This window comes from Ruminiclostridium papyrosolvens C7 (genome assembly GCF_000421965.1).
Lineage (GTDB): Bacteria > Bacillota > Clostridia > Acetivibrionales > DSM-1351 > Ruminiclostridium > Ruminiclostridium papyrosolvens_A.
The window spans coordinates 70,856-86,006 of the sequence record NZ_ATAY01000028.1 but is presented as its reverse complement, the minus strand read 5'-3'; the positions used below and the strand labels follow the sequence as shown (position 1 = coordinate 86,006).

Genomic DNA, 15,151 nt, shown 5'->3' with positions numbered 1-15,151 from the left:
AAGTGCGAGCCAAGAAAGGGTGATGACGAATGATTGAACGCACAGTGTATCAATGTGAGCACTGCAAGAAATACAAACGTACTCCACGAATCTACTTCAAAAGCACAGATACATATACTCACGAACAATTCTGTTTTTATAACGAGAAAAATAAAACATGTTTAACCTGTAAATTCAATACAAGAGAACAACACGAAGGACTACCGGTAAAAGGAATAGGCTGTGAATTTGACTTATTGGACTTTACAAAGTATTTTTCACTGTCAGATGTAATTAAACGTGATTGCGACCACTGGGAATCTAGATTAAAGCAAAGGAGTGAGGACGATGGCAATTAATATGATGTGTGAAAAATCGGAGTGCAAGCACTATTTTGAGGATTGCTGCATGAAGAATCTAATAGAAGAACGGATACATATAAGCGAGGATGGTTACTGCTTAACATACGAACCCGGGGTTAATGATGCTTATAAAGAAATAGACAAAATGGCTGATGGAGAGATACAGGCAGAGCAAACGAGTAATTACGTTTATGAAAGCGAACCCACATGTAATATTTGTGGCAAGCCAGTAATTGAATGTGACCGAGGATAAAGAGAGGGAGTGAGGACGTTGAGGGAGATTAAATTCAGAGGTAAGCGGATAGATAATGGCGAGTGGGTTTATGGCTATCTGGTAAAACAGTTTGGAGTATTCAAAATATACGATGATAGCTCCGAAGATTTTGGGAACTGGATACATGAAGTTGACCCCGAAACAGTAGGACAATACACTGGACTGCACGACAAGAACGGACGGGAGATTTACGAGGGGGATATATTAAGATTGTGGCGGTCAGTTGGTAGTAACGGAGAGTTAAGAAGAGAGCATTATAAACCGTTGCCTGTTACATATTGCAATATATGGTGCCAGTTTGTCGCGAATGATGAGTCAACAAAAAACCAATATTGTATCTGGAGTGATTTTGGAGCATTTGAGGTTGTCGGAAATGTTTATCAGAACCCCGAACTGATGAAGGAGAGTGATTGAGTTGGAAAGACCGATTTTATTTAATACCGAAATGGTTAAGGCCATCTTATCCGGGCAGAAAACACAGACGAGAAGGATTGTTAAGCCACAGCCTAAAGAACAATTAAAATGTGTAATACAGCATGAAGTTGGTGGAATGGCTTGTTGGATGGAAGAAAATGCAGACCAGTCAAGCAAAGATTTTATGTTTTATAAGTCTCTTGAAGTCGGTGACATTCTTTGGGTTAGGGAAAGCTTTTGGCAAGCAGGAACATGGACAATGTCATATCCGGATGATGATGAATACAGTAGTCGGAAAGGCTCGAATAGATATTTTTATGTAGCAGATGGTACACCACCAAATGAACCTAATACAGATTATCCAGAAGGTTTGAAAAATGGGGCATATTCAGCAGCTAAGCCTGATAGGATATGGCGTAAATTTCCGTCCATACATATGCCACGGTCTGCAGCACGATTGTTTTTAAAGGTTACTGACGTGAGGGTTGAACGGTTGGAAGTTATTAGGCCGGAAGATATAAAAGCAGAAGGATTTAATGATACTGTATCTTTCCTGAAAACTTGGGATGAATGTTACAAAGAACCCTACCAATTTTGCGACAACCCCTGGGTATGGGTTATTGAGTTTGAAAGGGTGTGATGAACTTGGATAAATATGCGGAACAGATACTCATTGCTGCAATAAGTATAAAGGGAGTACCTAGACAATTAGACAAGGCTGTAGAAGAATTGTCTGAACTCATAAAAGAAATATGCAAATTCAAGTATGAATGTAATAACAGAAAGGCACTTATTGACGAAATTGCGGATGTTGAAATCATGCTTGAACAGTTAAAAATTATCGTCAATGATCGTTTAGAGATAAAACCAGAGGATATTGAAATTAGGAAGAAATACAAAATAAACAGGTTAGCTGAAAGTTTAGGGTTTGAAAGGATGGTGTAAATGAAAAAAGAAATTAGGCAAGCAGTATACGAAAAATATAACGGACATTGCGCTTACTGCGGAAGAAAAATAGAATTCAAGGATATGCAAGTAGACCACATCGAACCGCAAAGGAACTGGGCTAAGTCAAAAAGCCGTGAAGAAATAAATAGTTTTGAAAATCTTAACCCGTCATGTCGACGCTGTAATCATTATAAACGAGCAGATAACCTAGAGACTTTCCGGGAAACGATGAAAACCTTGCACGAACGAATTTATAACATCTACATAGTAAAGGTAGCCATTGACCACGGGATTGTATATATAAAGCCTTTTGACGGGAAGTTTTATTTTGAAAGGTTGGTATAAAGGATGCCTAAAAGCTTATTTGAGGTCAATGGAAAGGATAGATATCGAAACAATAAAAAAATGACAGTATCCGTGTACGGTGTAAGGACTTCAACAAGAATGGCCAGAGAACCAGGGGAAGCCGAATTCCTTGTTTATTTCAATGGCAAGTGGGTTTGGATGAATGCAGATAACTACACGCCAATTGATAATAAGCACGGTTAATTAGTCTATTACGCACGAAGGTGCAGAAAGTTGAGGGAATTATGAAAAAATCTTTTTATTTTAGGGCTGATAAATCATTGGGGTTTGCATCAGACAATGAAACAGGTGAATTAGCAGAAGCTTATATAAAAGTTGATGTGCCAATAGATAACCCACCATCAAACCCAGATTGTAAAGAAGCATATGAAGGTGTAAAAAGGTTTGTTGCCGAAACAATGGGCGTTAATCCAAATTTGCTTTATGCAGCAACAGCACAAGACTACGAAGAAAATACGGAAGAATAGAACGCATAATGAATAAAAGGTGAGGATGTGAGGATATGGCAAAGCAGTACGGAGCTGCCGAGAATTATGAGGCAAAGCTTACAAGAGTAATGGAACGTCTTGAAATAAAGGAATTTAACTATGATTTCAGTCGGCACTGGAGCTGGGTAGAATTTCGATACAAAGGGCAATTATACAGGTTTGATCACAGTGTTGAAAAGGCACAAAGCCGAGGTATAAATTTGAAATATGGTTCAGATGCATTTGCACAGATTGTATTGAGTTTGGAAGATCTGGCCAGAATGGTTGAACGAGGTATATACGACCTGCAAACATGGGTAGCGGGTATGAAATACCTTCCTCCAGTCATTGAGCTTCCAAGCTTTATGAAATCTCTTGGTTTTGAACAAATGCCAGCCACAGAGGAAGATATTAAAACAAGGTATAAAACTCTTGCAAAGCAGCTTCATCCGGATGCCGGTGGAAATGATAAAGACTTTATTGATTTGCAGCAATCGGCAGAGCAGGCAATAAAGTATTTTAAGACTATCAAAGGTACGTGATATGAATAAATTATGTACTTACTATCTGCAATGTGCTATTATATAAAACGAACAAAATATTCGATTTACAAATGTAACAGAACAAAACAAACGTAAGTATAGCCTGCGAGGAAGAAAGCGAGGGGAGTCGTATTGAATGTTGAAAAAACATTGAGGGAATACCTAAAAAATAAGTCTAGAATGAATATTCTTAACCTCAGAATTGAAAAAGCAAAAAGAGAGTTGCAATTAGCAAATACATCATACACAGAAGATGAAAAAGATACAATAGAAGCATTGCAAATATCTGCCGTAACAATAAAAAACACGCCAAGTTCAAAAACAAATGAATTTAACAGTGCGGTTGAAAATACTGTAATTAATTATCATGAAGAACAAATTCATAAAAACAGAATGGATATTGATGGGGTATATAGTAATATCCGTACATGGGAAAAGGAATACAAAGAACTTAAAGACGAAACTGAAACTATAGAGGTTGCATTAAATGGACTTACCTTTCAAGAGCAATTTGTTATAAAAATGTACTACTTTGAAAAATTAAAAGGTTCTGATTTGCAACTAAACTTTGAAAAAAACTTTAAATACAAGAATCAGGAAACTATAAGATTGCTTAGATTAAATGCTTTAAAAAAGATAAAAGTGCTAATTACATAAAGTTTGCAAAAATACTGTGAAAATTTGCAAAAATACTGGAATCACTTATATTTATTATGTGTTAGAATTAAAGTGTAAAAATTATCAATTGAATATTCACAGGGATTAACGAGACAAGGACGGATACCTTGCCTCGTTTTTGTTTTCCTCGGAAAGGATGTGTCCGTGGTGGCAAAATATAAATTTAAATGTGCAACCTGTGTTTGGGGCACATTCAGAGAAGGTAAATGGTTTTGTATTTTTCCAAAATGTGCAAAGTACAAAATGCAGACAGGCAGGTGAAAGATACATGAATAAGAAACCTGCTAAACCAATACCAGAAAGTCATTATGAACGTTTCAAATATCGCCTTGAAGAAATTAGCGGAGAATGGGCAGAAAGAAATATTACCATATTCTTAATAGACATTGCAACCGGGTATAGGATTCAGGACATTATAAACTTGACTATATCGGATATTCAGACAGCACTACAGAATGGACATTTTGAGATTCAGGAAAAAAAGCAGTATAACGCATGGAAAACTCATATTAGAAAAAATCCTAAATCTTCAAAAAAGATGCCTGAAAAAAGGAAACATGATATAGTTCCACAACTTGAGAACATTCTTAAGAAGTACATAAAAAATAAAAAGAAATCTGAGTATGCTTTTCCTTCCCAAAAGGGATTTGGAAGTAAATATATCAGTGAAAAGGCATATTCAGATATATTAAAAAAAGTTGCAGATGACAAAGAAATCAATCTTAAAAATATTACCGGACACAGTTTAAGAAAAACATATGCAAGAAGACTTTTTGAAGAAACAAACAATCTTGAATACGTAAGAATTGCACTCGGACATTTGAGTGTTGAGGTAACAAAAAGATATCTCGGATTAGATGATGATGTTAAAGAGTCAGCAGCAAAAATAGCAGGAAGGAAATTATAGTTTTAATTTAAAATCCGCAATTAGTTAAGACATACTTATTTTCGGTGTCATAAAAAAATAACTACAATATATGCAATAAAAATTAAAATCCGTAATCCTATATGTTATTGCGGATTTACAAAGCACTCAAAAAAGTGGTTCAAAGTGTTGATATTTAAGCGTTACAAAGACATTGCATAAAAAATGCTTAAAAAATAACATAGAGACTCATGTATAGAGCCAAGTCTACATGTGGAGGTGAGAACAATTAAGTCAGTTCAAGAAATAATTGATAGTAGTTTAAAGCTTATCGAATCAATGGTTGAGGACAATAAAACCGATAAAGAAATAGCTGATAAGTTAGGAGTTGGATACTCAACATATAAAAAATATAAAGCCACAAATGATGATTTAAAGGCAGTTATATCCGAAGGAAAAGATAAAAAGAATCAAAGAGTAGAACAGGCAGTATTCAAGACTGCTGTTGGTTATACTTACTGGGAAGAAGTAGCTACAAAGGTTAAGTGCCAAGAGTTAGCTGAAGATGGAACTACTATTCTTGAAAAAGAGTCGGTTGTTATAAGCGAAGTTAAGAAGTATAAAGGCCCTGATTTAGCTGCTCAAAAGTACTATTTAAACAATAGGGAAAAGGCACGTTGGAAAGATGATCCACATGCAGTTGAAAACAATAAAAAGCTTACAAAGCTTAAAGAAAAGGAAGTAAACTCAAAAACTATAAACATATAAAGAAGGTGTCAAAGATTGCGATATATACCAGATGTTCATGCGGAAAGAAAATAATACAAGGCAGTAAGTGTGAATGTAGGAAAGATAGATATAAACGGTATGACAAAGAAATAAGGTACAACCAGGACAATATAAAGTATACAGAGTTTTATAATAGTCATGGTTGGGATAAGTTAAGCCAATACGTAAAAATCAAATACAATGGGTTATGCTTGATGTGTTTACTTGATAATGATGAAATAACTGCTTGTGATTTAGTTCACCACATTATACCGATTCGAAGTGATTTCAGTAAACGATTAGATGCAAAAGAGTTGATACCTCTTTGTCATGCCTGCCACAACAGCATAGACCACATTAACTACACTGAGGAAGTAAAAAACAAACTGAGAGCTTTGTTAACAGAGTATCAAAAAAAATATATATAGACCCCGGGGGATAGCAAAAAGTTTTCGGTCATAGTTGCAACACCCGAGTGGCTCTCTCAGTCAAATAAAATTCCCAAAATGAAAGTTTGAGACAAGAGAAGGAAGAAGGTGAAATATGAGCAGACCATGCAAGGTGGTAGACAGTCAAAGCAGACATAGTACAAAAGAAGAAATTGAAGCGAGAAAAGCAGCAGAGGAAAGCATAAAAAGCTTGGATGATAAAATTGGCATTCCACCGGATTATTTGTCTGAGCAGCAAAAAAATATATATTCTTTTATCATCGAGGAACTTAAGAGAACAGGAATATTAACTAATTTAGATGTTTACATACTATCCACCTGTGCTATCGCAGTTGACCGTCTGCAGACAATTGAAACCATTATAAATAAAAACATTGGAAGCATTGTCAATAAAGATTTAATGAGTGCAAAGGATAAATATACTAAAGACCTTTATCGTTGCTGCAGTGAATTATCACTATCCCCTCAGTCAAGAGCAAAACTTGGGAATTTAGCTAGGGAAAATAAAGACAAAGAAGAAGACCCCGTATTAAAAGCCTTAAGGGAAGATGATGAGGAATGATTCTTTTAGACAAAGCATTAAAATATTGCCAAGATGTAATTGAAGGTAGGGAGATCACCACCTGGGAAGTAAAAATGCAATGTTGTATATTTGTCCAGGATTACTACGAACACCAGTACAATGACAGCTTCGAATTCTATTTTGACGAAAAGAAACTTAGAAAAATAAATAACCTGTTAAAATTATTTAATTATGCAACGGGCTTTGTTGCTGGGAAACAGGTACTAGAAGGTTTGGAGGGATTCCAAGCCTTATTTATTTCTGCAATATTTGGATGGAGATATAAAAAAAATAAAAAGAAGTTCAGGTACAGGGATGTAGTATTGTTCATACCAAGGAAAAATGCTAAAAGCTTTATTGCAGCAATAGTTATTCTACTGCTAATGCTTACTGAACAAAATTTCAGTGAATTTTACAGTATATGCATTGATAGAGACTTAGCAAAAGAAACACGAAAAGCAATGGCCCAGCTAATAAAAGCAAGTCCTTTAATCCAGAAACACTTTATAGTATCTGAAAGTGAAATTGGAGTTATAAAGTGTAGAATTACCAACAGCTATTATATTCCAAGAACTAGTAAGGCAAATAAAAATAACTCTATAAGACCGACATGCTTTGTTGCAGATGAAGTTGGAGCATTTACAACAAACAGTAATATTCAGGCAATGAGAAAAGGACAGTTAAGTGTTCTGAATCCTATCCAAATACAAACAACTACGGCCTATGCTGAGAGCGACTCTATTATGCTAGAAGAATTGGATTATGATAGGGCTGTTTTAAAAGGTATTGTTACAAACCCTAGGATTTTTTGCTTACTGTATTATTGCAGTAAAGAAGAAGCATGGACGGACGAAGGATTATACAAGGCTAATCCATTAAGGGTTGAGGAAAATTATGCTGAAATAAGAGCCGACAGGGAAATAGCTAAGGTTAAAATAAGTGAGCAGGAAGAATACTTAACTAAAAACTGTAACATATTTCTTGAAAGCAATGAAATTAATAAATACCTTGATATGGACCATTGGAAGAAGTGGGAAATCACCGAAAAAGAATTTAAACGGAGGGTTAAAGGCAAAAAGGTTAAAGTTGGGGTTGATTTATCAGTTACTACAGATTTAACAGCCGTTTCAATTGAATTTGAGGACGAAGACATTATATTTTGTAAGTCACACGGATTTTTACCGAAAGGTAGTCTTGCAAGTAGAAGGGAAAAAATTGATTATAAAGCATATGCCAAAGCCGGTTATTGTGACCTACACAAAGGAATGACTGTTAATTACACACTCGTTGAAGAATATATTCGGAATATAGAAGTTAAATACGAATGTGAAATAGAGGTTATAGTAACTGACCCTACAAATGCAAAAGAAATGATGGAAAGACTGTCAGCGGACTATGATGTAGTGTTGCTAAAACAAACCTATACGAACCTTTCTCCAGCTACTAAAGAATATAGAAAGGCTGTTTATGATGGCAAAACAAGACATGTTAAAAATGAATTGCTTGATTGGAACATGAACAAAGCGAGTACATCAAAGGGCAAAGGCGATGATGAAATGCTTATAAAAGAGGATAAAAACAAACAGAGGATTGACATGGTTGTAGTACTTGTTTTTGCATATACAGAATTCGTAGGGAGCAATGTTCAAGTTAACACAAGCAAATATCATACGGAAGAATATATTAATAGTTTTTATGGGGGAGGAGATGAAGATATTTAAAAAAATAATAAGTCAAATAGGCGCAGCGGAAGTTATTTTCTGCCTTGGCCTATTTTTTATTTCGTTTGCTAGTTACAAAATTAATTACATATTAGGTTCATATGTAACCGGGGCAGCACTTATTTTGGTCAGCTTAATTATTACCAAGGCAGACAGGAAGTGATTATGTGGGATTTTTAAAAAAAGCAATAAGCAAAAAAGATTTATATGTAAATAATGAGTGGAGTGCCGAATTATTAAAAATGCTTGGCATAGATGCCGGCTGCTCCAATAGAGAAAAACTTGGAGAGATAACATATTTTACATGCCTTAAGCATTTAAGTGAATGTATGGGTAAATTGCCAATAATTCAATACAGGGAAGATCCTCTAAAAGGGAAAGAACGTATTCGGGGAAAACCGCTGCATTATTTGTTGAATACAGAGCCAAACCCATATATGACGGCTACAACTTTTTGGGAAACTGTTGAACTCAATAGGAATCATTTCGGGAACGCATTTGTGTACCAGGAATACTACAGAATAGGAAGAAATGCCGGGCAAGTAAAAAACTTATGGATACTTCCAACAAATGAAGTCACGGTATGGGTTGATAACAGAGGCATATTTGGTATACCTAACGGGATATGGTATGTTTGGCAAGACAGTAGGAGTGGAAAGTCATGGAGATTTAATTGTGACGAAATATTACATTACAAAAGTTCACTGAGTTGGGACGGTATAGTCGGACTGTCAATAAGAGATATTTTAATACTTCAAATAGAACAGGCTATGTCAGCACAGAAGTTCTTAAACAAACTATATAAGACAAATATGTTCGGCGGGAAGATAATGGTCCAGTATACCGGGGATATGGACATAAAAGGCGAAAGTGCATTGGTAAGAAAACTTGAATCATTTTCTTCTAATACCGGTTCCGGAAAGTTTATTCCTTTGCCGCTTGGCATAACGGCAACAATGTTGGATATGAAACTCACAGATGCACAGTTTTTTGAATTAAACAAATATAGTGCATTACAGATTGCAGCCGCATTTGGAATCAAGCCTAACATACTTAATAATTATGACAAGTCAAGTTACAGCAACAGCGAAACTCAGCAACTTGACTTTTATATTAACAGTCTTTTACCAAACCTTAAAGGATATAAAGAAGAAAATACAAGAAAGCTCCTTACAACCTCAGAACTGGCAGATAGCAACACACTAGAACATGATACAAGGGAGTTATTCAAACTTGATCCTGTAAATCAAATGAATAGGCTTCAAAAAGGTGTTAATAATTTCATGATTACTGCCAACGAAGCGAGGGAAGAACTTGGGCAACCATACAGCGACGAACCCGTTGCAAACATGCTTATTGGAAATGGCAACTATATAAGACTTGATCAGGTTGGAACACAATGGAGAAAGGGGAAAAACAATGATAAAAGTGACACAGGAAATACCTGAGGGAAGATTCTGCGCAGAGATATCACGCAATAACAGAAATGACAGAGAAAAGTGTATATTTCTTGACAGAGATAATAACCTGTTAATTACAAGACATACGGAAGGTTTTGTTTGCAGAAGGCATCCGGAAGTAATTCTTGGAATGGAATTAAGCCAAGAAACTGATAAAGTAGTAAAATGCCATGCCTGTCTAAAAGAAACTAGCGGAGGTGAGACGGGTGCCAAAACTGGAATTGTTGAATAAGGATAAAAGAACCGGAAAAGAAAAAGTATGTGGAAACCTTGAAATAAAGAATCAGAGTAATGACCTATCTGAACTTTTTATTTATGGGGATATTATGAACTATAAATGGGATGAATCAGATGTTGTACCCCAGGACATAGCAGACTTCCTCAAAGAACTTGATGGCAAATCAAAACTTAATATATATATTAATTCTGGGGGTGGTTCAGTTTTTGCCGGATTAGCCATATACAATCAGTTAAAAAGACATAGAGCCGAAAAAACGGTATATGTGGATGGTGTAGCAGCCAGTATAGCATCTGTAATAGCAATGTGCGGGCAAAGGATTATAATTCCTTCAAATGCTTTTCTTATGATTCATAAAGCCTGGTCATTATCTGTGGGTAATGCAAATGATTTCAGGAAAGCTGCAGAAGATCTTGAACGCATTGACGAAGGGATTCTGAATATTTACAAAGAAAACCTTGCTGATGGGGTAGACATAGAAAATATAAAAGAATTGGTCAATGCTGAAACATGGCTTACAGGTGAAGAGGCTTCAAAATACTTTAATGTTGAGGTGGTGGAGGAAAGCAAAGCTGCTGCTTGTGCATCAGATTACTTCAGTAAGTACAAAAATTCTCCTAAAGATTTAAACACACAACAGAAACAGAACGAAAGAGAAGATATTGAAAAACAAAAACTATTGTTAGAAATAGACCTGATATAAGGTCTTTTTTTACAACCATTTTATGAAGGGAAGGTAATAATATTATGACCAGAGAAGAAAGAGAATTAAGAGCGCAACTGGCACAACTTAAAAACGAAGCACGGACTCTTGTAGACGAGGGGAAAATTAAAGAAGCTCAGGCAAAAGCAGATGAAGCAAAATCTATTCAGGTAAAAATAGATTTAATTAGGGACATAGAATCAATTGAAGATTCTGCCGGAAACCCTATTGGAGGAGAAGAAAAGGATAAAGCAGAGGAAGAAAAGCAATATAAAGCTGCATTTTGTAAAGCATTGAGAGGTAAGAACCTTACCGAGGCCGAAGCATCTATGCTTGATTCTAAAGCTGCATTGAGTGAAGGGACCGCTGCTGATGGAGGATTAATTGTTCCTCAGGACATTCAGACAAAGATTAATGAGTATAAAAGGACTCTTATCGACCTATCTCAATTGGCTACAATTGAAGGAGTTACTACCTTATCGGGTAGCAGAGTACTTGAAAAACTTGCCACAATGACACCATTTGAGAATATCACAGATGATACTGCAGATATAGATGAAATGGTAAACCCTCAATTTGAGCAAATTACATATTCCATTAAAAAGTATGCAGGTTGGTTACCAATACCTAACGATTTATTAAAAGATACTGATCAAAACATACTAGCCTACTTGACAAGATGGATTGGTAAAAAATCCATAGTAACAAATAACACATTGTTTATGGCTATTTTGAATGCATTAAATGAGGTTACATTTGCTGATTGGAAAGCAATCAAGAAAGCATTGAATGTTACCCTAGACCCTATGCATGCAACTTCGGCAGTTATTCTTACAAACCAGGATGGGTTCCAGTACCTTGACACATTGGTTGATGGACAGGGTAGACCGCTTCTCAAAGACGATATAACTCAGCCTTCGGGGAAAATACTCTTTGGCAAGCAAGTGAAAGTTGCTCCAAATAGCCAACTCCCAACTACCGGGACAACCACCAAATACGCCCCAATGTTTGTAGGAGACACTAAAGAAACTGTTATTAAATTCGACAGACAGCAGTACGAAATAGCATCAACAAACGTTGGAGGCACTGCTTTCAGAAAGGACAGAACCGAATTAAGAGTAATCGAAAGGGAACAATATAAGGCTTGGGATACAGCGGCTACAGTAAAAGGGAAAATCGATGTTACTGCAATAGTTTAAGATATCGAGAAGGGGGAGATTAAAAACTCCCCTTTTGCAAATTCAGCTAGGAGGTACTTAATGGGGAAATATATGATTTTAATCGATGACATCAAATTGGACGGTTTAGAATTGGAGAATGGCAGCGTTGTCGAGTTGCCTTGGCAGATTGGTGATAATTATATTGCCAGAGGATGGGCTAAAAAGGCTGGTGAAGAAGATGATACTGACATTAGTAGAAGCGAAAAAATATCTAAAGGGAGACGAAAGTGACACTTCTGAGGACTTGGACATTCTTTCACTTATTACTGCAGCTGAAGAATATTTGAAAAATGCAGGATGTAAGCTACCCGAAGGAAATGAACTCGCAAAACTTGCAATTAAGTTGCTTGTTGTTCACTGGCATGAAAACAGAGAGCCAATCGGAAAAGCTGATAAGCTGCAATATAGTCTGTCAAATATAATTCTTCAGTTACAGTATTGTTATGAAGAGGAGACAATAATATGAATCCAGGAGAATTAAAGCACCGTATCCGGATACAGCAGAAAACAAAAAACATAGACAACAAAGGACATCCTGTTGAAACTTGGGTTGATTTTGGAGCAACTCAAGAACGGCCAGAGGTATTCCGCTGGGCCAAATGGGTATGGCTACACGGTAATGAATTTTACGCTGCTGCCGCCGTCCAGTCAAAGGCTACAGCTAATGTCACCATACGGTACACGCCTGGCTTAACGTCTGAAATGTCCGTTTTGTACAAGGGTAAGCGTTACGGTATTCTACCGCCTATTGATAATATCCGAGAAGAAAATAAGATAATAACATTCAAAGTCTACATTGTTGAAGAGGGGTGATACCTATATGAATATAGGGGCTCACGGCGGTAAGAACGGGTTTGATATATCGGAATTTGACAAAATGATAAATCAACTTGAAAAAATGGGAATATATACCGCACAGATAGCTGAAAATGTACTTGATGCCGGGAGCGAACCTGCAAGACAGGCTTTCATACGAAATATGCCGCCAAACTCAAAAAGGGATAAAGAACATGCAAGGGATAATGTTGTTGTATCAAAAACACGGATAGCAAAAAGGACAAAAAACAGATATCGCTTAGTTGGAGCCTTAAACCGAAAGTTTGAATATTTGTACTATGTTGAGAACGGTACAACAAAGGCACCGGCACACCCATTTATAGAAAAAGCATACCGAGCAGCTAGGGACGCAGCAGTAGAACCCATGAAAGAAGCTTTTAACCGTGAATTTGACAAATATATGGAGGGATAACATTGCAGGATGCAGAGGCATTAGTGTATCAGACATTAAACTTAGATGAAACCTTAATAACATTACTTGGAGGAAAAGATGTTGGAAAAGGCTTTTTTAGAATATATAACAGTCCCGTAGCTCCAAATGCTGATGAATATCCCCGGATAACTCTATTTGAAATTGTTAACACGGACGAAGCAGCTGCAGATGATGAATCTACAATGTCTGATGTAAATGTCAGGGTAGATATATGGACAAAAGATGAAACAATTCTGTTTGACGTTACAAACAGGGTTAAAAAAATACTAAAGACAAACCTCCTGTGTACGGTAAAACTTGGAGCTAAAATCTATGAGCAGGACACGGAGGTATATCACAAGGTAGTAGAGGTTTATTTATTATTAGAACAGGAGAGTGAATAATTTGATAAAAATAGGTGTAAAACGCTTGCATTATGCCCAAATAGTGAACGATGTTGAAGGAGCAATTACATACAATGTACCTGTTGCTTTACCAAAGGTACAACAAGTAGGAGTAAACCCAAAGGTAAACAGAGCACAAGTTGTAGCTGACGACCTAATAGATGAAGACATAACACAATGTATTGGAGCAGATGTAACTGTACAGAGAAAATATTGCACATTAGAAGAGGAATCCTTTCTTCTTGGAAGGCCTAAAGATTCAGACGGTGGAGTATACGGAGGAACAACTGATAAACCTCCATATGTAGCTTTAGGCTATATGAGAACCTTTGATGATGGGTCAGGCTTATATACATGGCTATTAAAAACAAAGTTTGCACCATCAAATAGCACTGCTGACACAAAGCCTGCTGATGGAGTAACTCCACAGTATGATTCTATGACGGCATCGTCAATAACAAGGGCAGCAGACGGACAGTGGATATATTCGAGAAAATCGTCTGATCCTAACTTTTGGCAGACATTTTTTAGTAAAGCAACACTTGAAAAGCTTGCAAATGTGAGTAATCAGGTATATGGGCAGCCTGCCACAGTATCAGCAGTTGCAGCATTACCAGAAACGGGAACACCTGGGGTTATCTATCATCTTACAACTGATGATACACATCATTACTGGGATGGCTCAAAGTTTGTTGTGATATAAAATAAATAATTAAGGGGGCGGCGAAAGCTGCCCTTATTTATTTGGAGGCTCTATGAAAGTTAATGACATTAAAGTAGGGGTAAATATTGAATCCTGTAATAACTGCCAAAGGAATAAGATAGGCACAGCTATACATGATTTGTTTACTCCAAAAGGGTGTACACCGAATCTGTTTATTACATATCAAAACGGAATTTGATATATAAACGAACAAATACTTATGTCAGTCATTAGGATGGCAAACACATTGCAGCCTGACAGGAAAATACAGGTAGTTAGCAATGAGGAATTCATGAACTTACGAAAGGGGGGCTAAATCATGCAAAGAACAATAGTATTAGAATACAACGGTAAAAAGGTAGTGTCACAGCCTTTTACATTTAAACACGCATGTATTATAGATGATGAGAGATATAAAGACGGAGGGCTTGCTACAGGGGCGAGATTGGCACTACAAAAAATGTTTGAAGGGACTATTTTGACTGATGAAATAATTGATACATTAAATATTAAAGAGTTAAGAGCTGCGACGGGTAAAATACTTGATTGGTTTTTGTGCATAGATGAAGAAACAAAAAACTCATCAAGCCCACAAACGGTTCAAGGGCCGGGAGTGGGCGACTAAGAAATCTTTACAAGACTTTTATGAAAATGAAGTTATTACCATCCGAAGTCGATAAGCAAGACTTCGACATTCTACTTTGGTTAGCTTTAAGTCCTGATGAAGAAACCACAAAAGATGAAATAGAAGCAGCAAATGCACCTATCATGGGTATGTT

28 protein-coding genes are annotated in these 15,151 nt (G+C 36.4%); all 28 read left to right on the top strand.

The annotated features are described in order from the left end of the window. Positions 1–29: 29 nt before the first annotated feature. Positions 30–338 (top strand): hypothetical protein, encoded by a 309-nt coding sequence (locus L323_RS29735; protein WP_020815304.1) that lies wholly within the window; start codon positions 30–32, stop codon positions 336–338. Further along, a complete protein-coding gene (locus tag L323_RS29730) occupies positions 328–594 on the top strand; it encodes a hypothetical protein (RefSeq protein WP_020815303.1) in 267 nt (88 codons plus the stop codon). Before L323_RS29735 ends, L323_RS29730 begins: the two co-directional genes overlap by 11 nt. An 18-nt stretch (positions 595–612) precedes the next feature. After that, complete coding sequence (locus L323_RS29725; protein WP_020815302.1) at positions 613–1,029, top strand: YopX family protein; 417 nt, start codon at positions 613–615, stop codon at positions 1,027–1,029. A gap of 1 nt (position 1,030) precedes the next feature. After that, positions 1,031–1,669: a hypothetical protein gene (locus tag L323_RS29720; RefSeq protein WP_020815301.1), complete on the top strand. Its 639-nt coding sequence runs from the start codon at positions 1,031–1,033 to the stop codon at positions 1,667–1,669. 5 nt (positions 1,670–1,674) lie between these two features. Further along, a complete protein-coding gene (locus tag L323_RS29715) occupies positions 1,675–1,974 on the top strand; it encodes a hypothetical protein (RefSeq protein ID WP_242835263.1) in 300 nt (99 codons plus the stop codon). Then, positions 1,975–2,322, top strand: a complete 348-nt coding sequence (locus L323_RS29710; RefSeq protein ID WP_020815299.1) for an HNH endonuclease — start codon at positions 1,975–1,977, stop codon at positions 2,320–2,322. It abuts the gene before it with no gap. A 3-nt stretch (positions 2,323–2,325) separates the two neighbouring features. Continuing rightward, a complete protein-coding gene (locus tag L323_RS29705; RefSeq protein WP_020815298.1) occupies positions 2,326–2,526 on the top strand; it encodes a hypothetical protein in 201 nt (66 codons plus the stop codon). Between the two features lie 41 nt (positions 2,527–2,567). After that, positions 2,568–2,810, top strand: a complete 243-nt coding sequence (locus tag L323_RS29700; protein ID WP_020815297.1) for a hypothetical protein — start codon at positions 2,568–2,570, stop codon at positions 2,808–2,810. Positions 2,811–2,845: 35 nt separating this feature from the next. Beyond that, positions 2,846–3,352, top strand: coding sequence for a J domain-containing protein (locus L323_RS29695; RefSeq protein ID WP_020815296.1), 507 nt, complete (start codon positions 2,846–2,848; stop codon positions 3,350–3,352). Between the two features lie 132 nt (positions 3,353–3,484). After that, entirely contained in the window at positions 3,485–4,009 is a 525-nt protein-coding gene (locus tag L323_RS29690; RefSeq protein WP_020815295.1) for a hypothetical protein, read from the top strand. 289 nt (positions 4,010–4,298) lie between these two features. Further along, entirely contained in the window at positions 4,299–4,937 is a 639-nt protein-coding gene (locus L323_RS29685) for a tyrosine-type recombinase/integrase (protein ID WP_031341989.1), read from the top strand. A 231-nt stretch (positions 4,938–5,168) separates the two neighbouring features. Then, complete coding sequence (locus L323_RS29680) at positions 5,169–5,663, top strand: hypothetical protein (protein WP_020815293.1); 495 nt, start codon at positions 5,169–5,171, stop codon at positions 5,661–5,663. 215 nt (positions 5,664–5,878) lie between these two features. Continuing rightward, positions 5,879–6,091 (top strand): HNH endonuclease, encoded by a 213-nt coding sequence (locus L323_RS41185; RefSeq protein ID WP_131451047.1) that lies wholly within the window; start codon positions 5,879–5,881, stop codon positions 6,089–6,091. Positions 6,092–6,206: 115 nt separating this feature from the next. Beyond that, positions 6,207–6,674: a phage terminase small subunit P27 family gene (locus L323_RS29675; RefSeq protein WP_020815292.1), complete on the top strand. Its 468-nt coding sequence runs from the start codon at positions 6,207–6,209 to the stop codon at positions 6,672–6,674. Further along, the gene (locus L323_RS29670; RefSeq protein ID WP_020815291.1) at positions 6,671–8,395 is read left to right on the top strand and encodes a terminase large subunit; all 1,725 of its coding nucleotides are present in this window, start codon (positions 6,671–6,673) and stop codon (positions 8,393–8,395) included. Before L323_RS29675 ends, L323_RS29670 begins: the two co-directional genes overlap by 4 nt. Next, entirely contained in the window at positions 8,382–8,558 is a 177-nt protein-coding gene (locus L323_RS41340; RefSeq protein ID WP_020815290.1) for a hypothetical protein, read from the top strand. Before L323_RS29670 ends, L323_RS41340 begins: the two co-directional genes overlap by 14 nt. Positions 8,559–8,562: 4 nt before the next feature. Further along, positions 8,563–9,843 (top strand): phage portal protein, encoded by a 1,281-nt coding sequence (locus tag L323_RS29665; RefSeq protein ID WP_020815289.1) that lies wholly within the window; start codon positions 8,563–8,565, stop codon positions 9,841–9,843. After that, a complete protein-coding gene (locus tag L323_RS29660) occupies positions 9,815–10,087 on the top strand; it encodes a hypothetical protein (protein WP_020815288.1) in 273 nt (90 codons plus the stop codon). The genes L323_RS29665 and L323_RS29660 overlap by 29 nt, the downstream gene beginning before the upstream one ends. Next, a complete protein-coding gene (locus L323_RS29655; RefSeq protein WP_020815287.1) occupies positions 10,062–10,796 on the top strand; it encodes a head maturation protease, ClpP-related in 735 nt (244 codons plus the stop codon). The genes L323_RS29660 and L323_RS29655 overlap by 26 nt, the downstream gene beginning before the upstream one ends. Positions 10,797–10,840: 44 nt before the next feature. Then, on the top strand, positions 10,841–11,995 hold the full coding sequence (locus L323_RS29650) for a phage major capsid protein (RefSeq protein ID WP_020815286.1): 1,155 nt from the start codon (positions 10,841–10,843) through the stop codon (positions 11,993–11,995). Between the two features lie 60 nt (positions 11,996–12,055). Continuing rightward, a complete protein-coding gene (locus tag L323_RS29645) occupies positions 12,056–12,247 on the top strand; it encodes a hypothetical protein (RefSeq protein ID WP_020815285.1) in 192 nt (63 codons plus the stop codon). Further along, the gene (locus L323_RS29640) at positions 12,195–12,482 is read left to right on the top strand and encodes a head-tail connector protein (RefSeq protein ID WP_020815284.1); all 288 of its coding nucleotides are present in this window, start codon (positions 12,195–12,197) and stop codon (positions 12,480–12,482) included. Before L323_RS29645 ends, L323_RS29640 begins: the two co-directional genes overlap by 53 nt. Continuing rightward, positions 12,479–12,829, top strand: a complete 351-nt coding sequence (locus L323_RS29635) for a phage head closure protein (RefSeq protein ID WP_020815283.1) — start codon at positions 12,479–12,481, stop codon at positions 12,827–12,829. The genes L323_RS29640 and L323_RS29635 overlap by 4 nt, the downstream gene beginning before the upstream one ends. A 7-nt stretch (positions 12,830–12,836) precedes the next feature. After that, complete coding sequence (locus L323_RS29630; protein WP_020815282.1) at positions 12,837–13,265, top strand: HK97-gp10 family putative phage morphogenesis protein; 429 nt, start codon at positions 12,837–12,839, stop codon at positions 13,263–13,265. Between the two features lie 2 nt (positions 13,266–13,267). Continuing rightward, positions 13,268–13,669 carry a DUF3168 domain-containing protein gene (locus tag L323_RS29625; RefSeq protein WP_020815281.1) on the top strand — a complete coding sequence of 134 codons (402 nt, stop codon included), beginning with the start codon at positions 13,268–13,270 and terminating at the stop codon, positions 13,667–13,669. Between the two features lies 1 nt (position 13,670). Further along, positions 13,671–14,372: a major tail protein gene (locus tag L323_RS29620; protein ID WP_020815280.1), complete on the top strand. Its 702-nt coding sequence runs from the start codon at positions 13,671–13,673 to the stop codon at positions 14,370–14,372. Positions 14,373–14,424: 52 nt separating this feature from the next. Continuing rightward, on the top strand, positions 14,425–14,571 hold the full coding sequence (locus L323_RS41335; protein ID WP_020815279.1) for a hypothetical protein: 147 nt from the start codon (positions 14,425–14,427) through the stop codon (positions 14,569–14,571). A gap of 120 nt (positions 14,572–14,691) precedes the next feature. Continuing rightward, complete coding sequence (locus L323_RS29615) at positions 14,692–14,997, top strand: hypothetical protein (RefSeq protein ID WP_020815278.1); 306 nt, start codon at positions 14,692–14,694, stop codon at positions 14,995–14,997. Positions 14,998–15,151 lie beyond the last annotated feature (154 nt).

Coding starts and splice junctions, on each gene's coding strand:
- L323_RS29730 (WP_020815303.1), top strand. CDS start 328: ATGGCAATTAATATGATGTGTGAAAAATCGGAGTGCAAGCACTATTTT.
- L323_RS29685 (WP_031341989.1), top strand. CDS start 4,299: ATGAATAAGAAACCTGCTAAACCAATACCAGAAAGTCATTATGAACGT.
- L323_RS29660 (WP_020815288.1), top strand. CDS start 9,815: ATGATAAAAGTGACACAGGAAATACCTGAGGGAAGATTCTGCGCAGAG.
- L323_RS29630 (WP_020815282.1), top strand. CDS start 12,837: ATGAATATAGGGGCTCACGGCGGTAAGAACGGGTTTGATATATCGGAA.
- L323_RS29640 (WP_020815284.1), top strand. CDS start 12,195: ATGATACTGACATTAGTAGAAGCGAAAAAATATCTAAAGGGAGACGAA.
- L323_RS29705 (WP_020815298.1), top strand. CDS start 2,326: ATGCCTAAAAGCTTATTTGAGGTCAATGGAAAGGATAGATATCGAAAC.
- L323_RS41335 (WP_020815279.1), top strand. CDS start 14,425: ATGAAAGTTAATGACATTAAAGTAGGGGTAAATATTGAATCCTGTAAT.
- L323_RS41340 (WP_020815290.1), top strand. CDS start 8,382: ATGAAGATATTTAAAAAAATAATAAGTCAAATAGGCGCAGCGGAAGTT.
- L323_RS29635 (WP_020815283.1), top strand. CDS start 12,479: ATGAATCCAGGAGAATTAAAGCACCGTATCCGGATACAGCAGAAAACA.
- L323_RS29695 (WP_020815296.1), top strand. CDS start 2,846: ATGGCAAAGCAGTACGGAGCTGCCGAGAATTATGAGGCAAAGCTTACA.
- L323_RS29710 (WP_020815299.1), top strand. CDS start 1,975: ATGAAAAAAGAAATTAGGCAAGCAGTATACGAAAAATATAACGGACAT.
- L323_RS29670 (WP_020815291.1), top strand. CDS start 6,671: ATGATTCTTTTAGACAAAGCATTAAAATATTGCCAAGATGTAATTGAA.
- L323_RS29615 (WP_020815278.1), top strand. CDS start 14,692: ATGCAAAGAACAATAGTATTAGAATACAACGGTAAAAAGGTAGTGTCA.
- L323_RS29700 (WP_020815297.1), top strand. CDS start 2,568: ATGAAAAAATCTTTTTATTTTAGGGCTGATAAATCATTGGGGTTTGCA.
- L323_RS29650 (WP_020815286.1), top strand. CDS start 10,841: ATGACCAGAGAAGAAAGAGAATTAAGAGCGCAACTGGCACAACTTAAA.
- L323_RS29675 (WP_020815292.1), top strand. CDS start 6,207: ATGAGCAGACCATGCAAGGTGGTAGACAGTCAAAGCAGACATAGTACA.
- L323_RS29645 (WP_020815285.1), top strand. CDS start 12,056: ATGGGGAAATATATGATTTTAATCGATGACATCAAATTGGACGGTTTA.
- L323_RS29735 (WP_020815304.1), top strand. CDS start 30: ATGATTGAACGCACAGTGTATCAATGTGAGCACTGCAAGAAATACAAA.
- L323_RS41185 (WP_131451047.1), top strand. CDS start 5,879: ATGTGTTTACTTGATAATGATGAAATAACTGCTTGTGATTTAGTTCAC.